Here is a 20,103-nt window from a genome sequence, read left to right as displayed (position 1 = left end):
ACAAAATCAAATAGGTCTTCTGCGATTATTGTTATTATTGTTGTTATTACCTCCAAACCTGTTTTTGGGATTTCCATTACCATTGTTGTTACGTTGGTTAAGGTTGTTCCGCATATTGTTTGGTCTAACTTCCCTTCGTTCATTTCCGCGTTCAGGGCGATTTGGAATAGGCATAAAGTTTTGTCTGGCCCGGTTACCATCTTTAGGGTTGGCTTCGTCAATGATACCATTGGCGATAAGGTCATCGATTTCAGGCTTAAGTTTTCCACCCGAAAGATCCAGAATTTGTTGCAGACACGTAGCAGTTTCTATTGAATCTTTGTTCCAGTTCAAAAACAGTGACTTCATAAGCTTAACCAGATAACTCACAAAAGTCTTTCTTTCATCAAAAGTTTCGGCCAACATGGCTTTCAAAACCAAAAGCTCGAGATTCCTGCCGTAAAACTTATGCTTAAGTTTGCTCTGATTATAAGGCACTTGCATAGGTCTTTTACCCAATATCTCTTTGGGTGGTGGTGGATATGGGCTATCTACATCCAGATCAAAGTTGGCCATGATATAGAGGTCATCCCAAAGTTTTTTGCTGTAATCTGCCCCATCACGCATCTGGGGATGAATCTGACGCATCAACTCAATCAAAATGTGAGCGTGCTTTGTTCTTTGTTCTTTTTCGGGTATCGACACCAGGTGCTCTACCAGCTTTTGCACATTGCTTCCGTATTCTTTCATTTATATGTCCTTATCAAAAAGGATTTATTTTTTGTAGATATTTCTCGAAAAACTTAACGCTTATTTTATCAAAAAAAATGAAGAAAATATTAATTCCAAACGTAGAATAAGTATTTGTCAGGCAAAAATAATTAAATATTGATAAATTTTACAAAAAACCAAGAATAAGTTAAGAAGTAAGGTTAGGTTATAATTTTCTCCGTTTAATTTTTTTCAAAAAAAACTATCTGTTGAATTTCAAAAAAACACCTTTCAACTAAATAAATAGTTTAATCTTTCGTTACATTTCAAATATTAAGGATTTTTAGCAACCTTTTCTTTAATTTTTAACTTATTTACTATTATTTGCAAAAAAATTAAAATCAATCAATTCACTATGAAAAAACTCGTCAATTTATGGGTGATTCTGCTCACGCTATTCACCGCTGCCACAGCTCAGCAAATCAAACTTACAGACAAACTACCGATGGATCCCGCAGTAAAGGTAGGTAAACTGCCCAATGGCCTCACTTATTACATCAGAAAAAATGTGGAACCCAAAAACCGTGCACAGCTCAGACTGGTGCTAAAAGCTGGTTCTATTCTTGAGGATGAAAACCAACGTGGCCTGGCTCACTTTATGGAGCACATGAACTTTAATGGCACTAAAAATTTCCCAAAAAATGAATTGGTAAACTTCCTTGAGAAAAGTGGAATCCAATTTGGAGCCGACCTCAATGCTTACACGAGTTTTGATGAAACCGTATATATGCTTCCTGTACCCTCTGATACCCTCGAAAAACTTGACAAATATCTGATGGTGTTGTCAGAATGGGCCGCAAATGCTACGCTTGACCCCACAGAAATTGACAAAGAAAGAGGAGTAGTATTGGAAGAATCGAGGCTTAGAAAAGGTGCTCAATCGAGAATACAGGAAAAACTATACCCGGCGATATTCCGTGGATCAAGATATGCCGGTAGATTACCGATTGGACTAGACTCAATCATACAACATGCTCCTTATGCTTCTGTAAAAAAATTCCATCAGGATTGGTACAGACCTAACCTGGAAGCAGTAATTGCCGTTGGCGATTTTGACCCGGCTCAGGTGGAAGCTATCATTAAAAAGCATTTCGGTGCTTTGAAAAACCCGGCAAAACCTAAAGCCCGCATTGAATATTCGGTTCCTTTGAAAGGAGGCACAGAAGCGGTGGTAATTACGGATAAAGAACAACCTTATAATATGGTGCAGTTGTTTTACATGCAACCTGAGAAAAAAGAAGTTACTGCCAACAACCGCCGGGAATCAATAATGACTTCTCTTTTCAACAGCATGATAAGCCAGCGGTTGAGAGAGTTGACACAAAAAGCAGATCCACCTTTTCAGGTTGGAATGAGTAGCTATTCCGGATTCCTGGGTAATCTTGATGCACTTACAGTTGTGGCTCTGGCAAAAGGTGCCGATGTAGAAAAAGCACTCAAAGCGGTTTTGGATGAAAATGACCGGGCGGCAAAATTTGGCTTTACTGGAGGTGAACTTGACAGGGCCAAACTCAGCTACAAGACCAGGATTGAAAAACAAGTAAAAGAAAAAGATAAAACTGCTTCTGAATCGTTTGTGGAAGAGCTTGTGGGCTGTTTCCTCAACGACGTTGTCATGACCGAAATTGATTACGACAACAAGTTTATTGGACAGTATCTGGATGGAATCAAAGTGGAAGAAGTCAATGCACTGGTCAAAAAACTAATAACCAAAGAAAATCGGGTATTGGCTTTGATTGGCTCAGAAAATGACAAAGACAAGCTTCCAACGGTGGATCAGCTTAAAAAATGGTTGGACAACACAGGCAACAATGTAACGGCTTATGTGGATGAAAAAGTAGCAGCCAGTCTGGTTGAAAAAATGCCAACACCAGGCAAAATCGTTGAAGAACATAAGATTGCGGAAGTAGGAGTAACGGAGCTTATTTTCGAAAATGGCCTGAAAGTTAACCTTAAACCAACTGATTTTAAAAACGATGAAATTAAGTTCCGAGGAGTAAGCTGGGGCGGATCTTCTTTATATTCAAACGAAGATTTGGACAATGCCTCTCTGGGTTCTATGGTGGCCTCAACCAGTGGAAATGGTAAATTAAAGGCAACACAATTGTCAAAATATTTGTCAGGAAAAGTTGCAAATGTAAACGCACAAGTGGGTGGAAATTCTGAAGTAATTTCGGGACAATCGTCAGTAAAAGACTTTGAAACTGCACTTCAGATGATCTATAACAAGTTTACCAACAATGTATTAGATGCAGAGGCATCCAAAGGGGCCATAGGTAACCAAAAAGACTTTCTTGCTAATATGGAAAAAACGGTAACCCCTGACAAAATGTTTAGCGATACTATGCAAACAGTTATGGGAAATTACCATCCCAGAAACCTGCCGATGACTTCTGCAAGAATGGAGAAAGTAAATCCGGAAAAAGCTATGCAGATATTCAAAGAGAGATTTGCGAATGCTTCTGATTTTGAATTTACTTTCGTGGGAAATTTTGATGTTGAAAAAATCAAACCTTTACTTGCAACTTACCTTGGGGGCTTACCAGGAACACTACAGAAAGAGACATTTGTTGACCTGGGCATTACACCACCAATAGGAAAAATCACCAAGATTATAAGGAAAGGAACCGACGACAAAGCTCGCGTTATGCTTGTAATATCAGGCAGTTACTTACCAAATGAGCTTGAAGAGCTGAGCATCAGTGCATTAGGAGATATTCTAAATATAAAACTTACTGAAAAACTCAGAGAAGAAGAAGGCGGCGTGTATTCACCTTTTGCCATGGGAAGCACCGGCAGAGTGCCGACTCCGAGATATACTTTCAGAGTAGGTTATGGTTGTTCTCCTGCCAATGCTGAAAAATTGATTGATATTACCCTCAAAGAAATTGAGAAAATCAAAACCAATGGTCCTGAGCAAGTGGATTTGGAAAAATTTGTTGCCAAAAACAAGCTGGATTATGAAACCAATCTCAAAAACAATGATTTCTGGTTGGGGTCGCTTGTGGAGCGTTACCAAAACATGGAAAAAGTACAGTTGATTTTGGAAGAAGGAAAGCTTTTGGATCAATTAACCGTTAAAAGTCTTCAGGAAGTTGCTGCAAAATATCTGACTGGCGACGACCTTATTAAATTTATATTGTTGCCTGAAGAGAAAAAATAATTTCTTTTTAAATAATACAAAAAAACCGGGGCCTTTGCTCCGGTTTTTTTGTTTATACTTTCGAAAATTTATTTCTGTATTCGATCGGAGTAAGTCCGGTGATTTTTTTGAAAACATCTCTGAATGCCTTGGTGTCAGAATATCCGACTTCGTACATCACTTCCGAAACATTTTTTCTGGAAGACTCAAAATTCCGTTTGGCAGCCTCCACTCTCACTCTCTGCAAATATTCCACCAGAGTATTGCTGGTTGCATTTTTAAACCTCCGCTCAAAACTTCTCCGGCTAAGGTTGGCCTTTTCGGCCAGCTGATCCAATGATAGTTTTTCGGTAAAATTGGTTTCCACAAAATTCTGGATTTTCAAAATTTCAGGGTCTTTATGGCCTTTTTGTCCGGAAAAAATAGTGAAAGCATGCTGGCTATTGCGGTCAATATCAATAGCAAAATATTTGGATGCCAAAATGGCGATTGATCTGTCGGTATATTTTTCAAGTAAATAGAGCAATAAATTCCAGATCGAATTGGCACCTCCACTTGAATACAATCTACCTTCATCGGTAATTATTTTTCCTTCTACAATTTCAACATTGGGAAAAGTATTTTTAAATTCCTGATAATAAGCCCAATGAGTCGAACATTTTTTACCTTCTACCAGACCGGTGGAAGCCAAAAGAAAGGCTCCTACACACAAACTGGCAACTTCTGCTCCATTTTTGTACATTTTATTTACCCAGTCTATGGCTTCAAAGTTGGCCTCAATTGCAGCATGCATATTGCCATACAAAGCGGGAATTATCACAATATCCGTTTCTTCAATTTCCCCAATCAAACGACTTACTTTTACGTTATATTCACCATCATTTGTGGTAATTTCTTTTTCCAAACCTACATATTCAACTTCGAAAGCCGGTTCTTTGCCGGTTGCCTCCAATAACTGATTGGCCGTTTTAAATAACCTGTAAGCAGGCGAAATGGCCTCAATTGCGGCCATTTTTGGTACATAAACAGAAATTCTCTTCATTATATTTTTCCGAAAAAACAAACTTAAAACAAAATGCTGTCATTATCACCCCCCGAAAATGTATTTTTTTACCATATTTTTTAGCATTTTCCAAAGCAACTTTGCATTGTAAAAATTTCAATATAGAATTAACAAAAAATCAGATTATGGAAAAATCAACTATTTTTCAAAAGTTAACTTTTGAAATTGAAATCAATGTATCAGCCCAAAAAACCTATGAAATCATGATAGGGAAAGAAACTTACAAAAACTGGACAAAAATCTTCAATCCTACATCTGACTTTAAAGGAAGCTGGGAAAAAGGTTCAAAAATTCTGTTTGTGGGTATTTCGGAGGATGGCCAGGAAGGTGGAATGGTAAGTCAGATAGCAGATAATATTCGTGGCGAGTTTATCAGTATAAAACACATCGGAATATTGCATGGTGGCGAAGAAATTACTTCAGGACCAATGGTGGAAGGATGGGGTGATGCTCTGGAGAATTATTATTTTGAACCACAAGGTGAAAACAATTGCAAGTTGAAAGTCACCATGGATGTTAACGAGGAATATTTAGATTATTTCACCGAAAGCTGGCCTAAAGCTCTCGAAGCTCTGAAGAATTTGGCCGAAGGTTGACATTTTTGAACAAATTATGAAAAAGTAAAAACAATGGAAAGCTCAACCTATCTGAAAGAAATCGAAACCGGATTTGAACTTTTAGTGGTCAAAGCAGCTTCTTTCCCTGATGGGGTGATGGCGGCTCATAAAAAACTTCATGGCATCATAAAACCTGATGATACAAGAAGATATTTTGGAAAATCACAGGGAAATCCTGAGGGAGGGATTGAATATTGGGCAGCTGTTAAAAAGAACCCTGGTGATGACCCGGAAGCTCTGTCATTGGAAACCGAAAGTATTCCGGCGGGAAAATATCTCTGTAGAAATCTGAGCAATTATATGGCAAACCCGGGCATAATTGGTCAGACATTTGATGAAATGGTGAAAAACCCTGAAGTTGATTTTGAAAATGGATTCTGTCTGGAAGATTACCTTACTATGGATGAAGTGATTTGTATGGTCAAACTCAAAGATATTTAAACCTTTTATATAAAAAATGGCAGAAAAACCTTACCCCTGTTTGTGGTTTAATCAAAATGCAAAAGAAGCCGCCGATTATTATTGCTCGGTTTTTCCTGATTCAAAAATAATTTCTGAAAACCCGATGGTGGTGCTTTTTGAAATCAATGGAATGAAAACCATGGCTCTTAATGGCGGCCCACATTTTAAATTCAATGAATCAGTGTCCTTAGTAGTAAATTGTGATTCTCAGGAAGAAATTGATTATTACTGGAACACCCTTACGTCCGATGGTGGCTCTGAAAGTCAATGTGGTTGGTTAAAAGACAAATTTGGTTTTTCGTGGCAGATAGTCCCTAAAAACCTGGGAAGTCTTTTAAGTTCAACTAATGCCATGGAAAAACTAATGAGTATGAAAAAAATTGTAATTGCTGATTTAGAAAATTAATAAAATTCGTTTGCATTTTTCAAAATATTAAAAACCTCGCTTTTAAGCCAATTGCCCAAAGTACTACTATGGATTTTCAAATTGAGATTTTCAAAACCAATATTGAAACCCCGGCAGATTCGGAAAGGGTAATAAAGTTTTTGAAAGGAATATTTCCTGAAACTGAATTCAATATTGATTTATGGGATCCTGAATACATTTTGAGGGTAAAGTCCTCAAATATTTTTTGCAGGGATATCGAAAAACAACTTAATAGTTTAGGTTTTTATTGCAAATGTTTGCCATAAAAAAAAGCCGGCTAACCGGCTTTTTTTTAACTTATAAATATTTTATTTCAAGGCATTTGTCACGGGCTTTCCTATTGATCCGTTGGGTTCCAAAATCTTCAGAAGCATAGCAATAGTAGGTGCCACATCACATGTATAAGTTGGGTTTAGGTTTTCTCCTTTGTTGATTCCCCAACCAAACAATAAAAATGGAATATGGGTATCATAAGCATACATAGTGCCATGAGTAGTACCTTTAGTATAGCCGGAAAACCATGCTGGTTCAACCAAAACCATAACTTCTCCACTTCTTTTCGGGTTATATAAGTTCGCTAATTTTGATCTGTAGTATTCGGGAATCGAAGCTGTATTGCCATCTTCCAGATTAAAAACTGAATATATTCCTTCTTCTTTTGTCAATTCAGTTTTCAATACTTTTACAACATCGTCTATTGTTATCTTCTTTTGAGCAAGGAGCGGCAAGTTCATGTAAAACTGAAAATTATCCCCTGAAACAATATATTTCCCTTCTCCAAAAGCAGTAGATAAAATAGCCTCCGATTTTTTCTCTAATTCGCCACCAAGAAAAATCCCTGAAGGCACCTTATTTTTTGTCAAAAATGCAGGGATTTCTGCCACACCGTGATCTGCCGAAAGAAATACTGTATAGTTGCCTTTGCCCAATTTCTGATCCAATTTATTAAGTATTTCCTCAATATTTTTATCAAATCTTAAATACATATCCTCAATCTCTTTGGCTTGGGGACCAAAAGCATGCCCTGCATAATCTGGTGACGAAAAACTAACCGTCAGAAAATCAGTATTCCCATTTTGACCTAATTTTTCAGCATCAATAGCCGCCAATGCAAATTCTTTTGTAAGATCATTTCCAAATGGCGTCTGAGCCAGGCTTCCCATTGTAACTTTATGAGGGAAAACAGCCTTGGGTTCACCAGAAATACTGGCTTCATAAGGTTGATCATCGGCCTCGGTTTCAGTGTAAGTTTCTATCGGATACAAGGTATTCCAGGTTTGAGATACATAGCTTTGAGGTAGTTTCCGGTCGTTGAATGATTTCACCCAAACTGGCAATTCATTTGTATAATAACTGCTTGTAATCCAATTGCCCGAGCCGGCATCATACCAATAAGCAGAACCCGTATGGCCTGCAGGCAAAATAGCTCCTCTGTCTTTAAATGCAATACCCACCACCTTAGATTTAAATTGAGAGGCTATTCTCAGTTGGTCAGTAATGCTGGTAACTTTCATGTTTCTTGGTGACATTTTTCCTGCAGATGCACTACCCTCACCTACTACGTTAACTGTTGAATCTGATACAACATACATGGTCTTTCCAATAGTTTTATCATACCATTCGTTTCCTACGATTCCACTTATTGCAGGTGCCGAGCCATTGAAAATATGGGCATGGCCTGGTCCGGTTACGGTAGAAGCATAGTGATAGTTGTGATTGCGGCAGTTATAGCCCTGAGTCATTAATCTTTTCAATCCTCCGGCTTTGTATTTATCATAAAACCTGTAGAGGTAATCGTATCTCATTTGATCTACCACAATTCCAACAACAAGTTTGGGTTTTGAAGGTACCGCTTGTTGAGCGAAAAGATTAAATCCTACCAAAAACAATAATGATGAAAGTGTAATTTTCATTTATAATTTTATTTTTTACAAAAGTAATTTAATAATGTTTTTATTCAACCTAAACGATGGTTCTAAATCCCTGTAATTGTGTTTTTTTACAAAAAAATAAAATTGAATCTGGTTTTATAGCTTCTGCATTTAGCTTTTTGACCGAAAAAACCATAATAAAATGGTAAATTGCGTCTTGATTTTTTAATAAACCATGTTTTCGCATTTAACCAAAGATTTTTTAGGCAACAAACAAAGCTACTCTATAGGCATCATTTTCATTTCAGTTGGATTATTGATAGGAAGCTGGGCTACCTATATCCCATTTGTGAAAACCAAATTTGACCTTGATGATGCACAATTGGGGCTTTTATTGCTGAGTTTACCTTTTGGAGCCTTGAGTATGAATTCTTTGGGGGCGATTTTGGTGAGAAAAATCGGGATGAAAAAAACCACCATCCTGGGATTAAGTGCGATGCTGCTTTCTTTTTCAATACTGCTCTGGTCTCCGGTTTTATCGCTGCTTTCTTTAATGCTTTTTTTGGGTGGCAGCTCACTTTCTGTCACCAACGTGGGTATGAATACTTGCGTAAGTGCCATTGAGCACCAGCAAAAGGTAAAAATCATGAGTACCAATCACGGCATGTTTAGTATTGGCTTGATGTTCGGTTCTATTTTGTCGAGCTTTTTTGGCGGTTTAAAAATCCTTCCGGGGGTATATATGGCGGCTTTGGCAGCAATTCTCTTTTCTTCAATGCTATTTGCAAAAAACAACATTTATAAAATTCAAGATGAGAAAATAGAAAATACTGGCCAAAAAAGTAAGTTCATGCTACCCAAAGGCAGTTTTTTGCTGATGATTCTGATAAGTATCTGTATCAACGTGACTGAAGGCACCATGGCCGACTGGAGTGCGGTGTATATGCGGGATATCGTAAACACAAGTACCTATTTTGAAGGCTGGGGACTGGCAGGATACTCTCTTTTTATGGCTTTGGGGAGGTTTTTAGGCGATAAAATCATTCCGATGTATGGTGCCAATAAAGTTCTGATTTACGGAGGCATTTTGAGTATTATTGGAATTAGCATTTCCATCTTTTTTCCTTTTACATTTTCTACAATTATTGGTTTTGCATTTGTAGGTGCTGGAGTAAGTTGCGGTGCACCTATTCTTTATGCGAGTGCTGCCAGAGCCCCCGGAATGGCCAAAGGTTCCGGCCTTGCTATGCTCAATACTTTTGCAATGGGAGGTTTCCTTTTTGGACCTGTCATAATTGGGTTTATCAGCAAATCATTCTCACTACCCATAGCATTTGGTTTGGTGGCCTTTTTAGGAATTGCCTGGGTATTTAACTCCCGAAGAGTAAAACTTTTCTAATGTAAAACCGTGTAAGCTTTTTCATAACCGGCTTTTATAACGTGTTTTATATCATCAATGGTAAATTCGGTGAGCTTAACCGAAACCGTCTCGTCTGGTCTGATTACTGTTAGTTTTATTTTTTTATTTAACGAAAATCCCGCAATTGACATCAGACTTTCGTTGTAATGTTCCGCCCATTCCAGATCATTATTTTCAAATTGGTTAACCGAAATATCCTTAATTCTGTCGATTAATGAAAGTAGATTCCGGTAGTTAATCGGCTCCATGTCTCTTTTTTTGGGATGTGTAGCTATGGCATAAATCTCAGTGGCACCGTCTTCTATGGCTTTTTTGACCGGTACAACTTCCCGCAGCCCACCATCAAGAAAGGCGTTCTTATAATCACCGCCAATCTGAATCGCCGGCATGATAATCGGTAATGAGCTACTGGCCCTCAGATAATCCAAAAAATGTTGTTCAAGCGGGTCGGCATAGTGCATTTCACCGGTATTGATGTTTACAGCACCCACTTTCAAGGCAATCGGGCTTCTGCGTAAGGTAGTTAAATCAATGTATTTTTTGAGTTTTTCGTGAAGAGGATTGGTGTCAAGCAGCCCATCAAAACGACTCATGAGGGTGTCGATTCCCAAAGACCATTTAGACTTTAAGATTCCAATATCGGCGGGTTTGGTGATGTTTTCAAGCCAAAATCTGAGGAGTTTTTTGTTTACAAGATCCCAATCCACAGTCTTGTTTTTTGCAAATTGATGTCCGGCTTCGTTGACCATAAAACTGGCATTTAGGGCACCTGCTGAAATACCATATATCATTTCGGGTTGAAACCCAGTTTCCAAAACAGCCTGAATCGCACCCACCTGCCAGGCACCTTTTAGTGAACCACCACCCAAAACTAAAGCCTTCATGAAGTGTTTTTCTTCAAAAATAAGCCTGAAATCCGAAGTCTAAAAATTATTTTTTGATATATCCGATATTAAAATGAAAAGCATCGGTCATAAGATTGAATACTTTGGGAGAACTAACCGGACCCAGTGTCTGAACTGAATAAGATTTTATCCCTTTTTCAAAGCGGACGTCAAAGAAGAAAGAACTGAATTCAAAGCCAAAACCGACATTAAAATTCATAATAGGGCGATTGAAAAACTTATGGTTAAGTTGTTTCTCATTTTTGAAATCTTTGAGTGCGTTTTTCATCTCTGAATTCATCGCAAAAGGAAAATTGAATGTTGGCCCTAAAAATACCCGGCTTGTTTTTGACCTGACCCCAATTAATGCCGGCACATCTATTGAAGAAATGCTCCCTTTAACCCGCTTACTCAGGCTTCCGTCTGTATTCAAAATATCAAAAATCCCTGATTTTGAAGAATAAATTAACTCAGGTTGAAACATAAACGACCCTCTAACCATTCTCATGAATAGACCTGTATTAAAACCGGTATTGTATGTATCGTTATTGATCAAAGTATTTTTTACAATTTTGCCATTTGCATCTATCACAGGGTTGCCGGATGGACTCAAACGGTCAATGGTATATTCATTGATAAAAAACCTACCCTGGCTTATTCCAAATCTTAGTCCCGATTGATACCGCCAATAGTCCCTCCGATACTCTTCTGCATAGCTTAAAGTATCGTATTTTAACTTAATGATTTCAAGGTTTCCGGAGGTATCTTTTTCTGCGATTGAGCTATCGGATTCTACAATTTGAGAAAATCCGGCTTTTGAGATTAAAAAAAACAGAAAAAACCAAAATATTTTTTTGTGCATAATCATCCCTTATTAACCGAAAATACATGCAAAAATTGAGCCAAAGGATACATTTCAGACAACCATTATGGTGATTCTGGAAACACAAACCGGCTTATTATTACTATCAACGATTTTTATCTCCCAAATGTGCGTTTTTTTACCCAAATGTACAGATTCTACAATCCCAAAAACCCAGCCTTCAGAAACTGGCCTGAGGTGATTGGCATTGATTTCAAGCCCAACAGCCCTTTGTTTTTCCGGATTTTCGAGGCATAAAAATGATGCCACACTTCCCAGGGTCTCTGCAAATGCCACCGAAGCACCGCCATGAAGTACCCCAAATGGTTGACGGGTCCTGTCTGTAACCGGCATTTTTGCTTTCAAAAAATCAGATCCGATTTCTGTAAATTCAATCCCCAGAAAACCGGCCATATTATTAACGCCGAAATCGTTAAGATTTTGTAAACTTATAGATTTATTAAACATCAAATATCCGTATTTTTGTCAAAAATAATCAAAGCAGGTGGTATTAAAAAAGGAGATTTATCTGATCAGACACGGTGAAACAGACTACAATAAAAAAGGAATAGTGCAGGGAAGCGGAATAGATGCCGACCTCAATGAAACCGGCCGCCAGCAAGCCGAAGCATTTTTTCAAAAATACAAATCAGTACCTTTTCAAAAAATATATACCTCGGCGTTAATCCGCACCCACCAGACGGTCAGTTCTTTTCTTGAGGCCGAATTACCCCATGAAATCATACCGGAATTCAATGAGATTAGCTGGGGTATTAAAGAAGGAATTGAACCCACCGACGCCGACAATGATTATTATGCTTATATATTGAAAAAATGGCAGGAAGGTGAAACCCATCTGCCTGTTGAAGGTGGCGAAAGCCCCGAAGATGTTGTAAAAAGATTGTCTGAAGGTTTGAAAAAGGTTATCCAAAATCAACATGAAAACTTGGTTTTAATAGCCATGCATGGCAGGGCTATGAGGATTTTACTGACCATGATTTCTAAAAAACCACTTTCTGACATGGATACTTTTCCCCACCAGAATACCTGTTTATACAAGTTGGTTTACGATTATGAAACCGAAAATTTTGAAATCATTATTTCCAACGATACGAGTCATTTCGAGTTTTTAGGAAAGGCAGTTGAACAGGAAGTTAATCTTTCTGCAAATTTTTGAAAATATATTTTTTAGCGAAAAAAGACCTTTCAGTGTAAAATATCTCCGATAATCAATAAAATTGTGAGTCAAAAAACTAATTGAGTAATTTTGATAAAACAATTTTTATGAATTTCAAACAGTCGTATTGGGTTTTTCAGGTGGTCGGATGGACATTTTACATTCTGGCTACCGAGTTGTCCAATTATCTGGTTTTGTTTTCATTTAATTACGAAGAAGTCGAAAACCTGATGTTTAATGCCACCATCAATATTTTATTGGGCATATCACTCACACATTTTTTCAGGGTATTTTTCAAAACATACAATTGGGTCAAGCTTTCTCTTCCCAGCCTGGCGGCAAGAAGTCTGATTGGAATTCTGTTGATGACTGCCCTCATGGCGGCAGTAAACATTTCTTTAGACGAAAACATCCTTGATTTCTCAAATTCCAACTGGATTTTGCTCGACATCACCTATTTTATCAACCTCAGCAAGCCTATTATCATCTGGGTTTTGATTTATATTTTTTATGCCTATACTACCGAACGACGCAATGATGCCATAGAACGTATCAAAATGCAGGCCTCCATACAAGCCTCTGAAGCTAAAATTTTGAGGGCACAAATCAACCCCCATTTCATGTTTAATGCCCTCAATTCTATCAGAGCATTGATATTGGAAGATCCAAAAAAAGCCCAAAAAGGCATCACCCAGTTATCAAATATCCTCAGGAGTTCTTTGGTGGCAGATCGAAAAACCACCATTTCACTCAAAGAAGAGCTGAAAACTATTGAAGACTACCTGGCATTGGAAAAGGTAAGATATGAAGAACGGTTACAGATTTCATGGAATACTGACCCCGACACACTTAATGTGGAGGTGCCTCCAATGATGCTCCAGACTTTGGTCGAAAATGCCATAAAACACGGGGTGCAAAAAGCAGCAAAATGGGGTTTTGTGGAAATAAATACTTCAAAAACCAACGAATATCTTGAGATAAGAATCAGAAACACAGGAGTTTTGGAAAGAAATAATAACCCTAGAGACGACGGAGGTTTTGGTTTGCCAAATACAGAAAAAAGACTTAATATCTTATATGGCCCTAATGCCCGATTTGAGATTTTTCAGGAAGACAATCAGACTGTTTGTGCAGTTATAAAAATTCCTTTAGCTAATTAAAATACTGATATTTAATATTTTACAATATGAAAACGATTATCATAGACGACGAAAGACTTGCCCGCAATGAGTTGAAAAGATTGCTGGAAGATTTCCCAAAAATACAAGTCGTGGCCGAAGCCGCCAATGCTGACGAAGCCATAGAATTGATAGATGAGCATCAACCCGATTTGCTCTTTCTGGACATACAGATGCCTGGAAAAAATGGATTTGAATTGCTCGAAATCATTGAAGACCGTGTCCCTGAGGTGATTTTTACCACAGCTTATGACGAGTACGCATTGAAGGCTTTTGAATATAACGCTCTCGATTATCTTATGAAACCCATCGATAGCGGCAGGTTGGCAGAAGCCATTGCGAAAGTGGAAGAAGAGTTAAAGAGGACAGCCCAGTTAAACTCTGACCCGGGCCGCTCCTATCTAACCGAAAGTGATCAGGTTTTTGTGAAGGATGGCGAAAAATGCTGGTTTGTGAAGCTGGGAAAAGTTCGTCTTTTTGAGTCGATGGGCAACTATGTGAGATTACACTTCGAGGATCAGAAACCTATGATTTTGAAGTCATTAAACAGCCTGGAGGAAAGACTAGACCCAAAAAGTTTTTTCAGAGCCAACAGAAAGCATATCATTAATCTTCAATGGGTCGAAAAAATCGAGCCATGGTTTTCGGGCGGCTTATTGGTGACCATTAAAAGTGGAGAAAAAACTACACCATTGGAAAAAATCGAAATTTCTCGTCGCCAGGCCATCAAATTTAAGGACTTGATGAGCTTGTGATGAAAATCCTGATCGCATCTGATTCTTTCAAGGGTTCGCTTCGAGCCGGAAAAGTGGCTGATGCTATTTCGAAGGGAATTTTAAGTAAAAATCCTGAAGCAATAATAGAAAAAGTACCATTGGCTGATGGTGGAGAGGGCACTTTGGAAGCTATTTTGAGTAGTAATTCAGAGGATTTTCAGATCATTTCAGGAAAATATTCCGGGCCTTTGTCTGCTGAGACTGAGGCCTTTTTTTTATTCAATAAAAAAGAAAAAATTGCACTCATCGAAATGGCTCAAACTGCCGGTTTGGAGTTGTTAAAGCCAGAAGAAAGAAACCCACTCATCGCCACCACAATGGGCGTAGGTCAGCAAATAAAGCAAGCCATAGAAGTTGGGGCGAAAAAAATCATACTTTTTGTGGGCGGTTCAGCTACCAATGATGCCGGAATAGGTATGGCTTCAGAATTGGGATGGGTTTTTAGAGATGAATATGGTGATTTTGTAGAGCCTTTTGCAGAAAATCTTGAGAAAATCAACCACTTGAGTCCTCCGGAGATTAATATTTTGGAAGGTATCGAAGTGAAAATAGCCACGGATGTCACCAATCCATTTTATGGTGAAAACGGTGCAGCCAAAGTTTTTGGAAAACAAAAAGGGGCATTTGAATATGAAATCAAATTGCTGGACGATGGGTTGAAAAACTTTGCCAAAATCGTAGAAATAGAATTCGGCTTGAACCTCCAAAATATCCCCGGAAGCGGTTCAGCGGGTGGATTGGCCGGTGGCGGGATGGTTTTTTTGAATGGAAAAATTGTTTCGGGTACCGGATTGATTTTCAATTATTGCAATCTGGAAGAAAAAATCAAAAATGCAGATTGGGTCATTTCAGGAGAAGGGAAAATCGATAGCCAAACATTTGTAGGAAAGCTGGTTTCGGCAGTTTTGAATCTTTGTAAAAAACACAACAAAAAAGTGATTTTAGTAGCGGGAAAGGCTGATGCCAATATTTCAGAATTAAAAAATGAGAATATTGTGCATTTGTACCAATTAACTGAAAATTATACTCCGGAATATGCCATCGAAAATGCAGAGGAATTATTGGAGGTAATTGGAGAAAAAATTGCTATTTCAATGGTTTGACTTTCTTCATTGTAGCACCATTGAGCTCCAATTTACAATCATCTGTATTTTTCAAGTAAAATTCAGTTGGAAAAACATCAGGCATGCTAATAGTTGACCCGTTTGACATTTTGGCCACGATTTTATCTAACTTATAGGGTTCAAATAAATAAAAATGCAACGAAGACTCATTGGCCAAATTTAAATCCAGTTCTTTTAAATATTGCTTATCTTCAAATCTCACTTGTCCATGATTGGCATTTATTTTTATTTTCGGATTATTGTAATCTACAAACTTCACAGAGCTGTTTTGAATATCAACTGATTCTAATTCTGGACAACTAACTACTACTGGAAAGGCTCCTTTATTATTTTCGATATTATAATATCCTTCTTTTAAAGTAACCAAAAGTGTATCCCCCCGATTTTCAAAATTCAATTTGTCTTCCAGCTGGAAAAAATATTTTACCTGAAATTCAGGAGCATTTTCTATTTTTACCATCCCTCCATTTTCAGAACTTGCCATTACTTTAAGGTGCTTAAATGGCCTTACTTTTTTTCCAGCAAATCCTTCTCCAAGATTATCCCCACTAATATGCCCTTTTAGGTAACTCCTGATATACAAGGCATTAACTATTTGAAGTGAGAAAAAGACAATCGCCAAAGCCAATAAAAGTTTTACACTTAGTTTCATAAAAAAGCTGTTTTAATTTTTGTTTAGATCTTGAATCATTTTAATCAATTCTTCGGGTTTTATCGAAAGTAAATTCATTTCTTTGGTCAGTTCCGGCAAGGTATTTTCAACAAAATTTTGTTTTCTAATTTCCAAAATTCGTTCAACTGCTTCATTTAAAACAAAAAAACCAACTCCCCTTTTCATCTCTATGATCTCGTTTTGCTGTAAAAAATCAAAAGACCGCTGAACCGTATTGGGATTAACCTCCAAACTCACCGCCACTTCTCTGATGGAAGGAATCTTCATACCGGGCACAAAATCTCCTTTCAGAATTTTATCTGACAAAAACGCAGCTATCTGTAGATATATGGCCTGATTTTCTTTGAAATTCATTTTATGTATGTTACCTGCTTAATTGTTTTTCTTTCGTTACAACCAATGAAATAACAACCAATGAAATAGGAATAATAAACTGAACTATAATATTATCGATTAACATTAAGCCTTCTGGTATTTTTACCTCCGAAAATTTATTGATATCCAAATCGTAAACTTCAATTCTTCCATTTTCTGCAAAACTGATATTCTTCTTAATTATGGCTTCAAGAATCCAGTTTTTCCCAAAACCAAAAAAAGCCAACAATGTCAAAAACAATATCGAAGTTCGAAAATTTGAAGAGTTTAACAATGTTGAGTAGGAAATAATAGCAATGGCTACTATTGAGATAAAGTCCAGGTCAAATCCCGAAGATCTGTAAAAAACAGTTTTTGAGGGACCAAAACCAATCAATTCAAAACTTTTAGGATTTGGGATATTTCCATAATTTGAATCATTAAACTTTTGAATAATATGATTTAAAAAAGCGTAGTCTATAACTTTTAATATTATCCAAAGTATTGCAGCCATTACAAAAACTAAAAGAAATTTCTCAAGCCATTTCTCAAAAAAACTAACCGGGAGTATTGTGTTGAAAATACTTTTTGCTGTTTTATTTTCCCTGGCCATTCTTCCAAGAGAAAAAACAAATGGAAAAAAATAAAATAGAAAAAACTTCGCTTGAATTTGTGCTGCCAGAAAAAATGCTGGGTTACTTAATGATAGATAATAAAATAAAAACATTGCTAGAATAAAAAACGACATTGCGACGAAAACTTGCCTTTTGTTCTCTATGAAACTCAATTTCATATAATTTACAAACCTCTTTGTGTCGAAATATTTTTCCATAATCAGTTTTCGGTTAAAGTTTTTTCATAAAATTTCTCAATATTCAAAGCTCCATTTCCTGCCAAAAAAATATCAGAGTCCAGATCATTTTTTAATTCTTCCTCGATTTGAGAAACATTCTTGTTGGCCAATATTTTATGTCCATCCAAAATCACCACATGGTCGATCATACTTTCCAGATCCTTGACCTGATGCGTTGCTATAATCATCAGATTTTCATCGTTAATATTGGAAGCCAATACCTTTCTGAATTGTTTTTTGGCCAAAATATCCAGGCCGTTGGTGGGTTCATCCATCAAAATAACCGAAGCATTGGTAGCAAGCCCAAACGCAATTTTTACTTTTTTCTTTTGCCCGTATGAAAGCTTTCTGTATTGAAAATCAGCACTTAATTCGAATTCTTCCAGAATCTTCTCAAATTTTTCTTCTTCAAATTTTGGATAAAAAACACCGAGGTGCTTTACCAAACCTCCAAAATTCAATTCTGGGAGATATATTTCTTCTCCCAAAAAGAAAATATCGGATTGGAAGTCGGGATGACGATCCTTTGGAGAATAGTCATTAATTGTAATGGTTCCTTCATCGGGAAAATACAAACCTAATAATGTGCGTAACAGAGTGGTCTTCCCTACCCCATTTTTCCCGAATAAGCCATAGATATGACCCGGAATAAAATCAATGCTCAGATTCTTCAATACTTCTTTCTTTCCCAGGTTCAGAGAAAGGTTTTCAATGTGAATCATAGTGTATTAGTTAAATAGTACACTACAACATTAAAATTTAATTTTTAATAAAAAAAATATTTAGCCAAAAAATTTATAAAAATTCACTAAAAACAAATTTTCCAGATAAAAACAGGCAAAATTTTCATAATTTCGCCCTTGAAAAATACGATACCTATGCAAGAATATCTTTGGGGTGTTGACCTTGGCGGCACCAAAATAGAAGGAATACTCATCGACAAAAATTCTAATGAAATCCTGATCAGAAAGAGAATAGCCACTGAGGCCGATCAGGGCTACCAACATATTCTGGAAAGAATAAAAATCCTGATCGACTTACTCGCAGAAGAAACCGGCATAAAACCTACCGCTGTGGGCTTCAGTACACCAGGCACATTGGATCCGGGTTTGCAATTGATGAAAAACTGCAATACCGTGTGTATGAACGGCCAACCCATGAAAAAAGACCTGGAAAATCTGCTCGGAATAAGAATCGAAATGGCCAATGACGCCAATTGTTTCGCACTTGCAGAAGCCACCATGGGAGCGGCGAAAGACAAAAATGCCGAAGTTGTGTTTGGGGTAATCATGGGTACTGGCGTAGGCGGAGGCGTGGTGGTACATGGGAAAGTAATCAACGGAAAGCATGGTATCGGGGGCGAATGGGGCCACAATGTACTGGATGTGGATGGTGAAGATTGCTATTGTGGTAAAAAAGGATGCAACGAAAAAGTATTTGCCGGGCCGGCTTTAGAAAGATATTATCAGAAAATTGCAGGCACAAAAAAGAGCCTGAAAGATATTTACAATGACCATTTGGCAGGAACTGATGCGTTTGCCAGTCAAACCATCGATCATCTTTTGACATCATTTGCTAGGGCTATCAGTTCCATAATCAATGTACTTGACCCCGAAGTTATTGTTTTGGGTGGTGGTGTGAGTAACATTGACCTGCTCTATACTGAAGGTGTAAAACGTATAGAAAACTATATTTTCAATAACCGAAAAGTAGAAACCGAATTCCTTAAGCCTCTCCTGGGCGACAGTGCCGGAGTTTTTGGAGCTGCGGAGTTGGTTAGGAATTAATGTGCTAATGTGCTAATGTGCTAATGTGCTAATGTGCTAATGTGCTAATGTGCTAATGTGCTAATGTGCTAATGGATAGCCGTTTTATCCATAAAAAGTTCATTAAAACCCAAGAATCGTATATCAAAAATCGTAAATCGTAAATCAAATTAATCGTAAATCAAAATATGTCAACCTGGTATCTCGCAAAAATCAAATTTATTCAACAAGACGAAAAAGGAAACCAACGTCCGATCACGCAACAATATCTTTTTGATGCAGTTTCTTATACTGATGCAGAAGCCAGAGCGTATGACTATTGTGCTCAGGATTTGCCTGAATTTCAGCTGGTTGGTCTCACTAAAATGAAATTCAACGAAGTTTTTCTGGTGGATAACAACGCCGAGCTCTGGTTTAAAGCTCGTGCTCAATACATAGTTTTTGACGAAAAAAGCCAGAAAGACAAAAAGGTACCTTTCAATTTCCTCCTCAATGCACAGGACATCAAAGAAGTGTATGGTCTTTTGGTTGAAAAACTAGGCTCAGTTCAAGACTACATCATTTCTGATATCAACGTCACCAAAATCCTGGATGTGATTCCTTATGAAGAAAAAGAGATGGAAGACAAACCGCTTCCTCCCAATCTTAAACCTTTGAGTGAAGTCATAGCCAATCTAGAGTCAGAAACCCCTCCGGCAGAATAA

The 20,103-nt window shown here is 37.5% G+C and carries 22 protein-coding genes; 12 read left to right on the top strand and 10 right to left on the bottom strand.

All coding sequences use genetic code 11. The annotated features are described in order from the left end of the window. Positions 1–6 precede the first annotated feature (6 nt). Complete coding sequence (locus IPP61_11220) at positions 7–729, bottom strand: DUF4290 domain-containing protein (protein MBL0325735.1); 723 nt, start codon at positions 727–729, stop codon at positions 7–9. A 376-nt stretch (positions 730–1,105) separates the two neighbouring features. Between IPP61_11220 and IPP61_11215 the strand changes: the two genes are divergently transcribed. Continuing rightward, entirely contained in the window at positions 1,106–3,913 is a 2,808-nt protein-coding gene (locus tag IPP61_11215; protein MBL0325734.1) for an insulinase family protein, read from the top strand. 52 nt (positions 3,914–3,965) lie between these two features. Here the strand turns inward: IPP61_11215 and IPP61_11210 are convergent, their stop codons facing one another. Beyond that, positions 3,966–4,934: a helix-turn-helix domain-containing protein gene (locus tag IPP61_11210; GenBank protein ID MBL0325733.1), complete on the bottom strand. Its 969-nt coding sequence runs from the start codon at positions 4,932–4,934 to the stop codon at positions 3,966–3,968. Between the two features lie 146 nt (positions 4,935–5,080). Between IPP61_11210 and IPP61_11205 the strand changes: the two genes are divergently transcribed. The 4 genes from IPP61_11205 (at position 5,081) to IPP61_11190 (ending at position 6,727) form a co-directional block, all read left to right on the top strand. Next, positions 5,081–5,551: an SRPBCC domain-containing protein gene (locus tag IPP61_11205; protein ID MBL0325732.1), complete on the top strand. Its 471-nt coding sequence runs from the start codon at positions 5,081–5,083 to the stop codon at positions 5,549–5,551. Between the two features lie 33 nt (positions 5,552–5,584). After that, positions 5,585–6,013 (top strand): hypothetical protein, encoded by a 429-nt coding sequence (locus IPP61_11200; protein ID MBL0325731.1) that lies wholly within the window; start codon positions 5,585–5,587, stop codon positions 6,011–6,013. Between the two features lie 16 nt (positions 6,014–6,029). Then, a complete protein-coding gene (locus tag IPP61_11195) occupies positions 6,030–6,440 on the top strand; it encodes a VOC family protein (protein MBL0325730.1) in 411 nt (136 codons plus the stop codon). A gap of 68 nt (positions 6,441–6,508) precedes the next feature. Then, positions 6,509–6,727, top strand: coding sequence for a hypothetical protein (locus IPP61_11190; protein MBL0325729.1), 219 nt, complete (start codon positions 6,509–6,511; stop codon positions 6,725–6,727). Positions 6,728–6,769: 42 nt separating this feature from the next. Here IPP61_11190 and IPP61_11185 read toward each other — a convergent pair whose 3' ends face one another. Next, positions 6,770–8,374 carry an alkaline phosphatase family protein gene (locus IPP61_11185; GenBank protein ID MBL0325728.1) on the bottom strand — a complete coding sequence of 535 codons (1,605 nt, stop codon included), beginning with the start codon at positions 8,372–8,374 and terminating at the stop codon, positions 6,770–6,772. A 193-nt stretch (positions 8,375–8,567) separates the two neighbouring features. On the opposite strand from IPP61_11185, the gene IPP61_11180 reads away from it, so the two are divergent. Next, on the top strand, positions 8,568–9,731 hold the full coding sequence (locus tag IPP61_11180; protein MBL0325727.1) for an MFS transporter: 1,164 nt from the start codon (positions 8,568–8,570) through the stop codon (positions 9,729–9,731). Here the strand turns inward: IPP61_11180 and IPP61_11175 are convergent. The 3 genes from IPP61_11175 to IPP61_11165 are packed head-to-tail and all read right to left on the bottom strand — an operon-like array spanning position 9,728 to position 11,966. Then, positions 9,728–10,636: a patatin-like phospholipase family protein gene (locus IPP61_11175; protein MBL0325726.1), complete on the bottom strand. Its 909-nt coding sequence runs from the start codon at positions 10,634–10,636 to the stop codon at positions 9,728–9,730. The two genes, IPP61_11180 and IPP61_11175, sit on opposite strands and share 4 nt — an antisense overlap. Positions 10,637–10,682: 46 nt before the next feature. Further along, entirely contained in the window at positions 10,683–11,498 is an 816-nt protein-coding gene (locus IPP61_11170; protein MBL0325725.1) for an outer membrane beta-barrel protein, read from the bottom strand. Between the two features lie 54 nt (positions 11,499–11,552). Next, positions 11,553–11,966 carry a hotdog fold thioesterase gene (locus tag IPP61_11165; protein MBL0325724.1) on the bottom strand — a complete coding sequence of 138 codons (414 nt, stop codon included), beginning with the start codon at positions 11,964–11,966 and terminating at the stop codon, positions 11,553–11,555. A gap of 37 nt (positions 11,967–12,003) precedes the next feature. On the opposite strand from IPP61_11165, the gene IPP61_11160 reads away from it, so the two are divergent. The 4 genes from IPP61_11160 (at position 12,004) to IPP61_11145 (ending at position 15,732) form a co-directional block, all read left to right on the top strand. Continuing rightward, complete coding sequence (locus IPP61_11160; protein ID MBL0325723.1) at positions 12,004–12,675, top strand: histidine phosphatase family protein; 672 nt, start codon at positions 12,004–12,006, stop codon at positions 12,673–12,675. A 107-nt stretch (positions 12,676–12,782) separates the two neighbouring features. After that, entirely contained in the window at positions 12,783–13,835 is a 1,053-nt protein-coding gene (locus tag IPP61_11155; GenBank protein MBL0325722.1) for a histidine kinase, read from the top strand. A gap of 26 nt (positions 13,836–13,861) precedes the next feature. Next, entirely contained in the window at positions 13,862–14,608 is a 747-nt protein-coding gene (locus IPP61_11150; protein ID MBL0325721.1) for a response regulator, read from the top strand. Then, entirely contained in the window at positions 14,608–15,732 is a 1,125-nt protein-coding gene (locus IPP61_11145) for a glycerate kinase (GenBank protein MBL0325720.1), read from the top strand. The genes IPP61_11150 and IPP61_11145 overlap by 1 nt, the downstream gene beginning before the upstream one ends. Here IPP61_11145 and IPP61_11140 read toward each other — a convergent pair. The 4 genes from IPP61_11140 to IPP61_11125 all read right to left on the bottom strand — a co-directional run bounded on the left by IPP61_11140 (position 15,716) and on the right by IPP61_11125 (position 18,355). Continuing rightward, on the bottom strand, positions 15,716–16,405 hold the full coding sequence (locus IPP61_11140; GenBank protein ID MBL0325719.1) for a hypothetical protein: 690 nt from the start codon (positions 16,403–16,405) through the stop codon (positions 15,716–15,718). The two genes, IPP61_11145 and IPP61_11140, sit on opposite strands and share 17 nt — an antisense overlap. A gap of 12 nt (positions 16,406–16,417) precedes the next feature. Further along, the gene (locus IPP61_11135; protein MBL0325718.1) at positions 16,418–16,780 is read right to left on the bottom strand and encodes a GntR family transcriptional regulator; all 363 of its coding nucleotides are present in this window, start codon (positions 16,778–16,780) and stop codon (positions 16,418–16,420) included. Positions 16,781–16,790: 10 nt separating this feature from the next. Further along, the gene (locus tag IPP61_11130; protein ID MBL0325717.1) at positions 16,791–17,393 is read right to left on the bottom strand and encodes a hypothetical protein; all 603 of its coding nucleotides are present in this window, start codon (positions 17,391–17,393) and stop codon (positions 16,791–16,793) included. A gap of 221 nt (positions 17,394–17,614) precedes the next feature. Beyond that, positions 17,615–18,355 carry an ABC transporter ATP-binding protein gene (locus IPP61_11125; GenBank protein ID MBL0325716.1) on the bottom strand — a complete coding sequence of 247 codons (741 nt, stop codon included), beginning with the start codon at positions 18,353–18,355 and terminating at the stop codon, positions 17,615–17,617. A gap of 156 nt (positions 18,356–18,511) precedes the next feature. On the opposite strand from IPP61_11125, the gene IPP61_11120 reads away from it, so the two are divergent. Together IPP61_11120 and IPP61_11115 are read left to right on the top strand one after the other, a co-directional pair. Further along, the gene (locus IPP61_11120) at positions 18,512–19,420 is read left to right on the top strand and encodes an ROK family protein (GenBank protein ID MBL0325715.1); all 909 of its coding nucleotides are present in this window, start codon (positions 18,512–18,514) and stop codon (positions 19,418–19,420) included. 167 nt (positions 19,421–19,587) lie between these two features. After that, positions 19,588–20,103 (top strand): DUF4494 domain-containing protein, encoded by a 516-nt coding sequence (locus IPP61_11115; GenBank protein MBL0325714.1) that lies wholly within the window; start codon positions 19,588–19,590, stop codon positions 20,101–20,103.

The sequence above is a fragment of the Cytophagaceae bacterium genome (genome assembly GCA_016722655.1).
Classification (GTDB): domain Bacteria; phylum Bacteroidota; class Bacteroidia; order Cytophagales; family Spirosomataceae; genus Leadbetterella.
The sequence above is the reverse complement of the archived record's forward strand: the minus strand, read 5'-3'. Positions and strand labels throughout refer to the sequence as shown.

What these genes read in the sequence shown, in the direction of transcription:
- IPP61_11220 (MBL0325735.1), bottom strand. Translation starts at nt 729, where the DNA reads ATGAAAGAATACGGAAGCAATGTGCAAAAGCTGGTAGAGCACCTGGTG.
- IPP61_11215 (MBL0325734.1), top strand. Translation starts at nt 1,106, where the DNA reads ATGAAAAAACTCGTCAATTTATGGGTGATTCTGCTCACGCTATTCACC.
- IPP61_11210 (MBL0325733.1), bottom strand. Translation starts at nt 4,934, where the DNA reads ATGAAGAGAATTTCTGTTTATGTACCAAAAATGGCCGCAATTGAGGCC.
- IPP61_11205 (MBL0325732.1), top strand. Translation starts at nt 5,081, where the DNA reads ATGGAAAAATCAACTATTTTTCAAAAGTTAACTTTTGAAATTGAAATC.
- IPP61_11200 (MBL0325731.1), top strand. Translation starts at nt 5,585, where the DNA reads ATGGAAAGCTCAACCTATCTGAAAGAAATCGAAACCGGATTTGAACTT.
- IPP61_11195 (MBL0325730.1), top strand. Translation starts at nt 6,030, where the DNA reads ATGGCAGAAAAACCTTACCCCTGTTTGTGGTTTAATCAAAATGCAAAA.
- IPP61_11190 (MBL0325729.1), top strand. Translation starts at nt 6,509, where the DNA reads ATGGATTTTCAAATTGAGATTTTCAAAACCAATATTGAAACCCCGGCA.
- IPP61_11185 (MBL0325728.1), bottom strand. Translation starts at nt 8,374, where the DNA reads ATGAAAATTACACTTTCATCATTATTGTTTTTGGTAGGATTTAATCTT.
- IPP61_11180 (MBL0325727.1), top strand. Translation starts at nt 8,568, where the DNA reads ATGTTTTCGCATTTAACCAAAGATTTTTTAGGCAACAAACAAAGCTAC.
- IPP61_11175 (MBL0325726.1), bottom strand. Translation starts at nt 10,636, where the DNA reads ATGAAGGCTTTAGTTTTGGGTGGTGGTTCACTAAAAGGTGCCTGGCAG.
- IPP61_11170 (MBL0325725.1), bottom strand. Translation starts at nt 11,498, where the DNA reads ATGCACAAAAAAATATTTTGGTTTTTTCTGTTTTTTTTAATCTCAAAA.
- IPP61_11165 (MBL0325724.1), bottom strand. Translation starts at nt 11,966, where the DNA reads ATGTTTAATAAATCTATAAGTTTACAAAATCTTAACGATTTCGGCGTT.
- IPP61_11155 (MBL0325722.1), top strand. Translation starts at nt 12,783, where the DNA reads ATGAATTTCAAACAGTCGTATTGGGTTTTTCAGGTGGTCGGATGGACA.
- IPP61_11150 (MBL0325721.1), top strand. Translation starts at nt 13,862, where the DNA reads ATGAAAACGATTATCATAGACGACGAAAGACTTGCCCGCAATGAGTTG.
- IPP61_11145 (MBL0325720.1), top strand. Translation starts at nt 14,608, where the DNA reads ATGAAAATCCTGATCGCATCTGATTCTTTCAAGGGTTCGCTTCGAGCC.
- IPP61_11140 (MBL0325719.1), bottom strand. Translation starts at nt 16,405, where the DNA reads ATGAAACTAAGTGTAAAACTTTTATTGGCTTTGGCGATTGTCTTTTTC.
- IPP61_11135 (MBL0325718.1), bottom strand. Translation starts at nt 16,780, where the DNA reads ATGAATTTCAAAGAAAATCAGGCCATATATCTACAGATAGCTGCGTTT.
- IPP61_11130 (MBL0325717.1), bottom strand. Translation starts at nt 17,393, where the DNA reads ATGGCCAGGGAAAATAAAACAGCAAAAAGTATTTTCAACACAATACTC.
- IPP61_11125 (MBL0325716.1), bottom strand. Translation starts at nt 18,355, where the DNA reads ATGATTCACATTGAAAACCTTTCTCTGAACCTGGGAAAGAAAGAAGTA.
- IPP61_11120 (MBL0325715.1), top strand. Translation starts at nt 18,512, where the DNA reads ATGCAAGAATATCTTTGGGGTGTTGACCTTGGCGGCACCAAAATAGAA.
- IPP61_11115 (MBL0325714.1), top strand. Translation starts at nt 19,588, where the DNA reads ATGTCAACCTGGTATCTCGCAAAAATCAAATTTATTCAACAAGACGAA.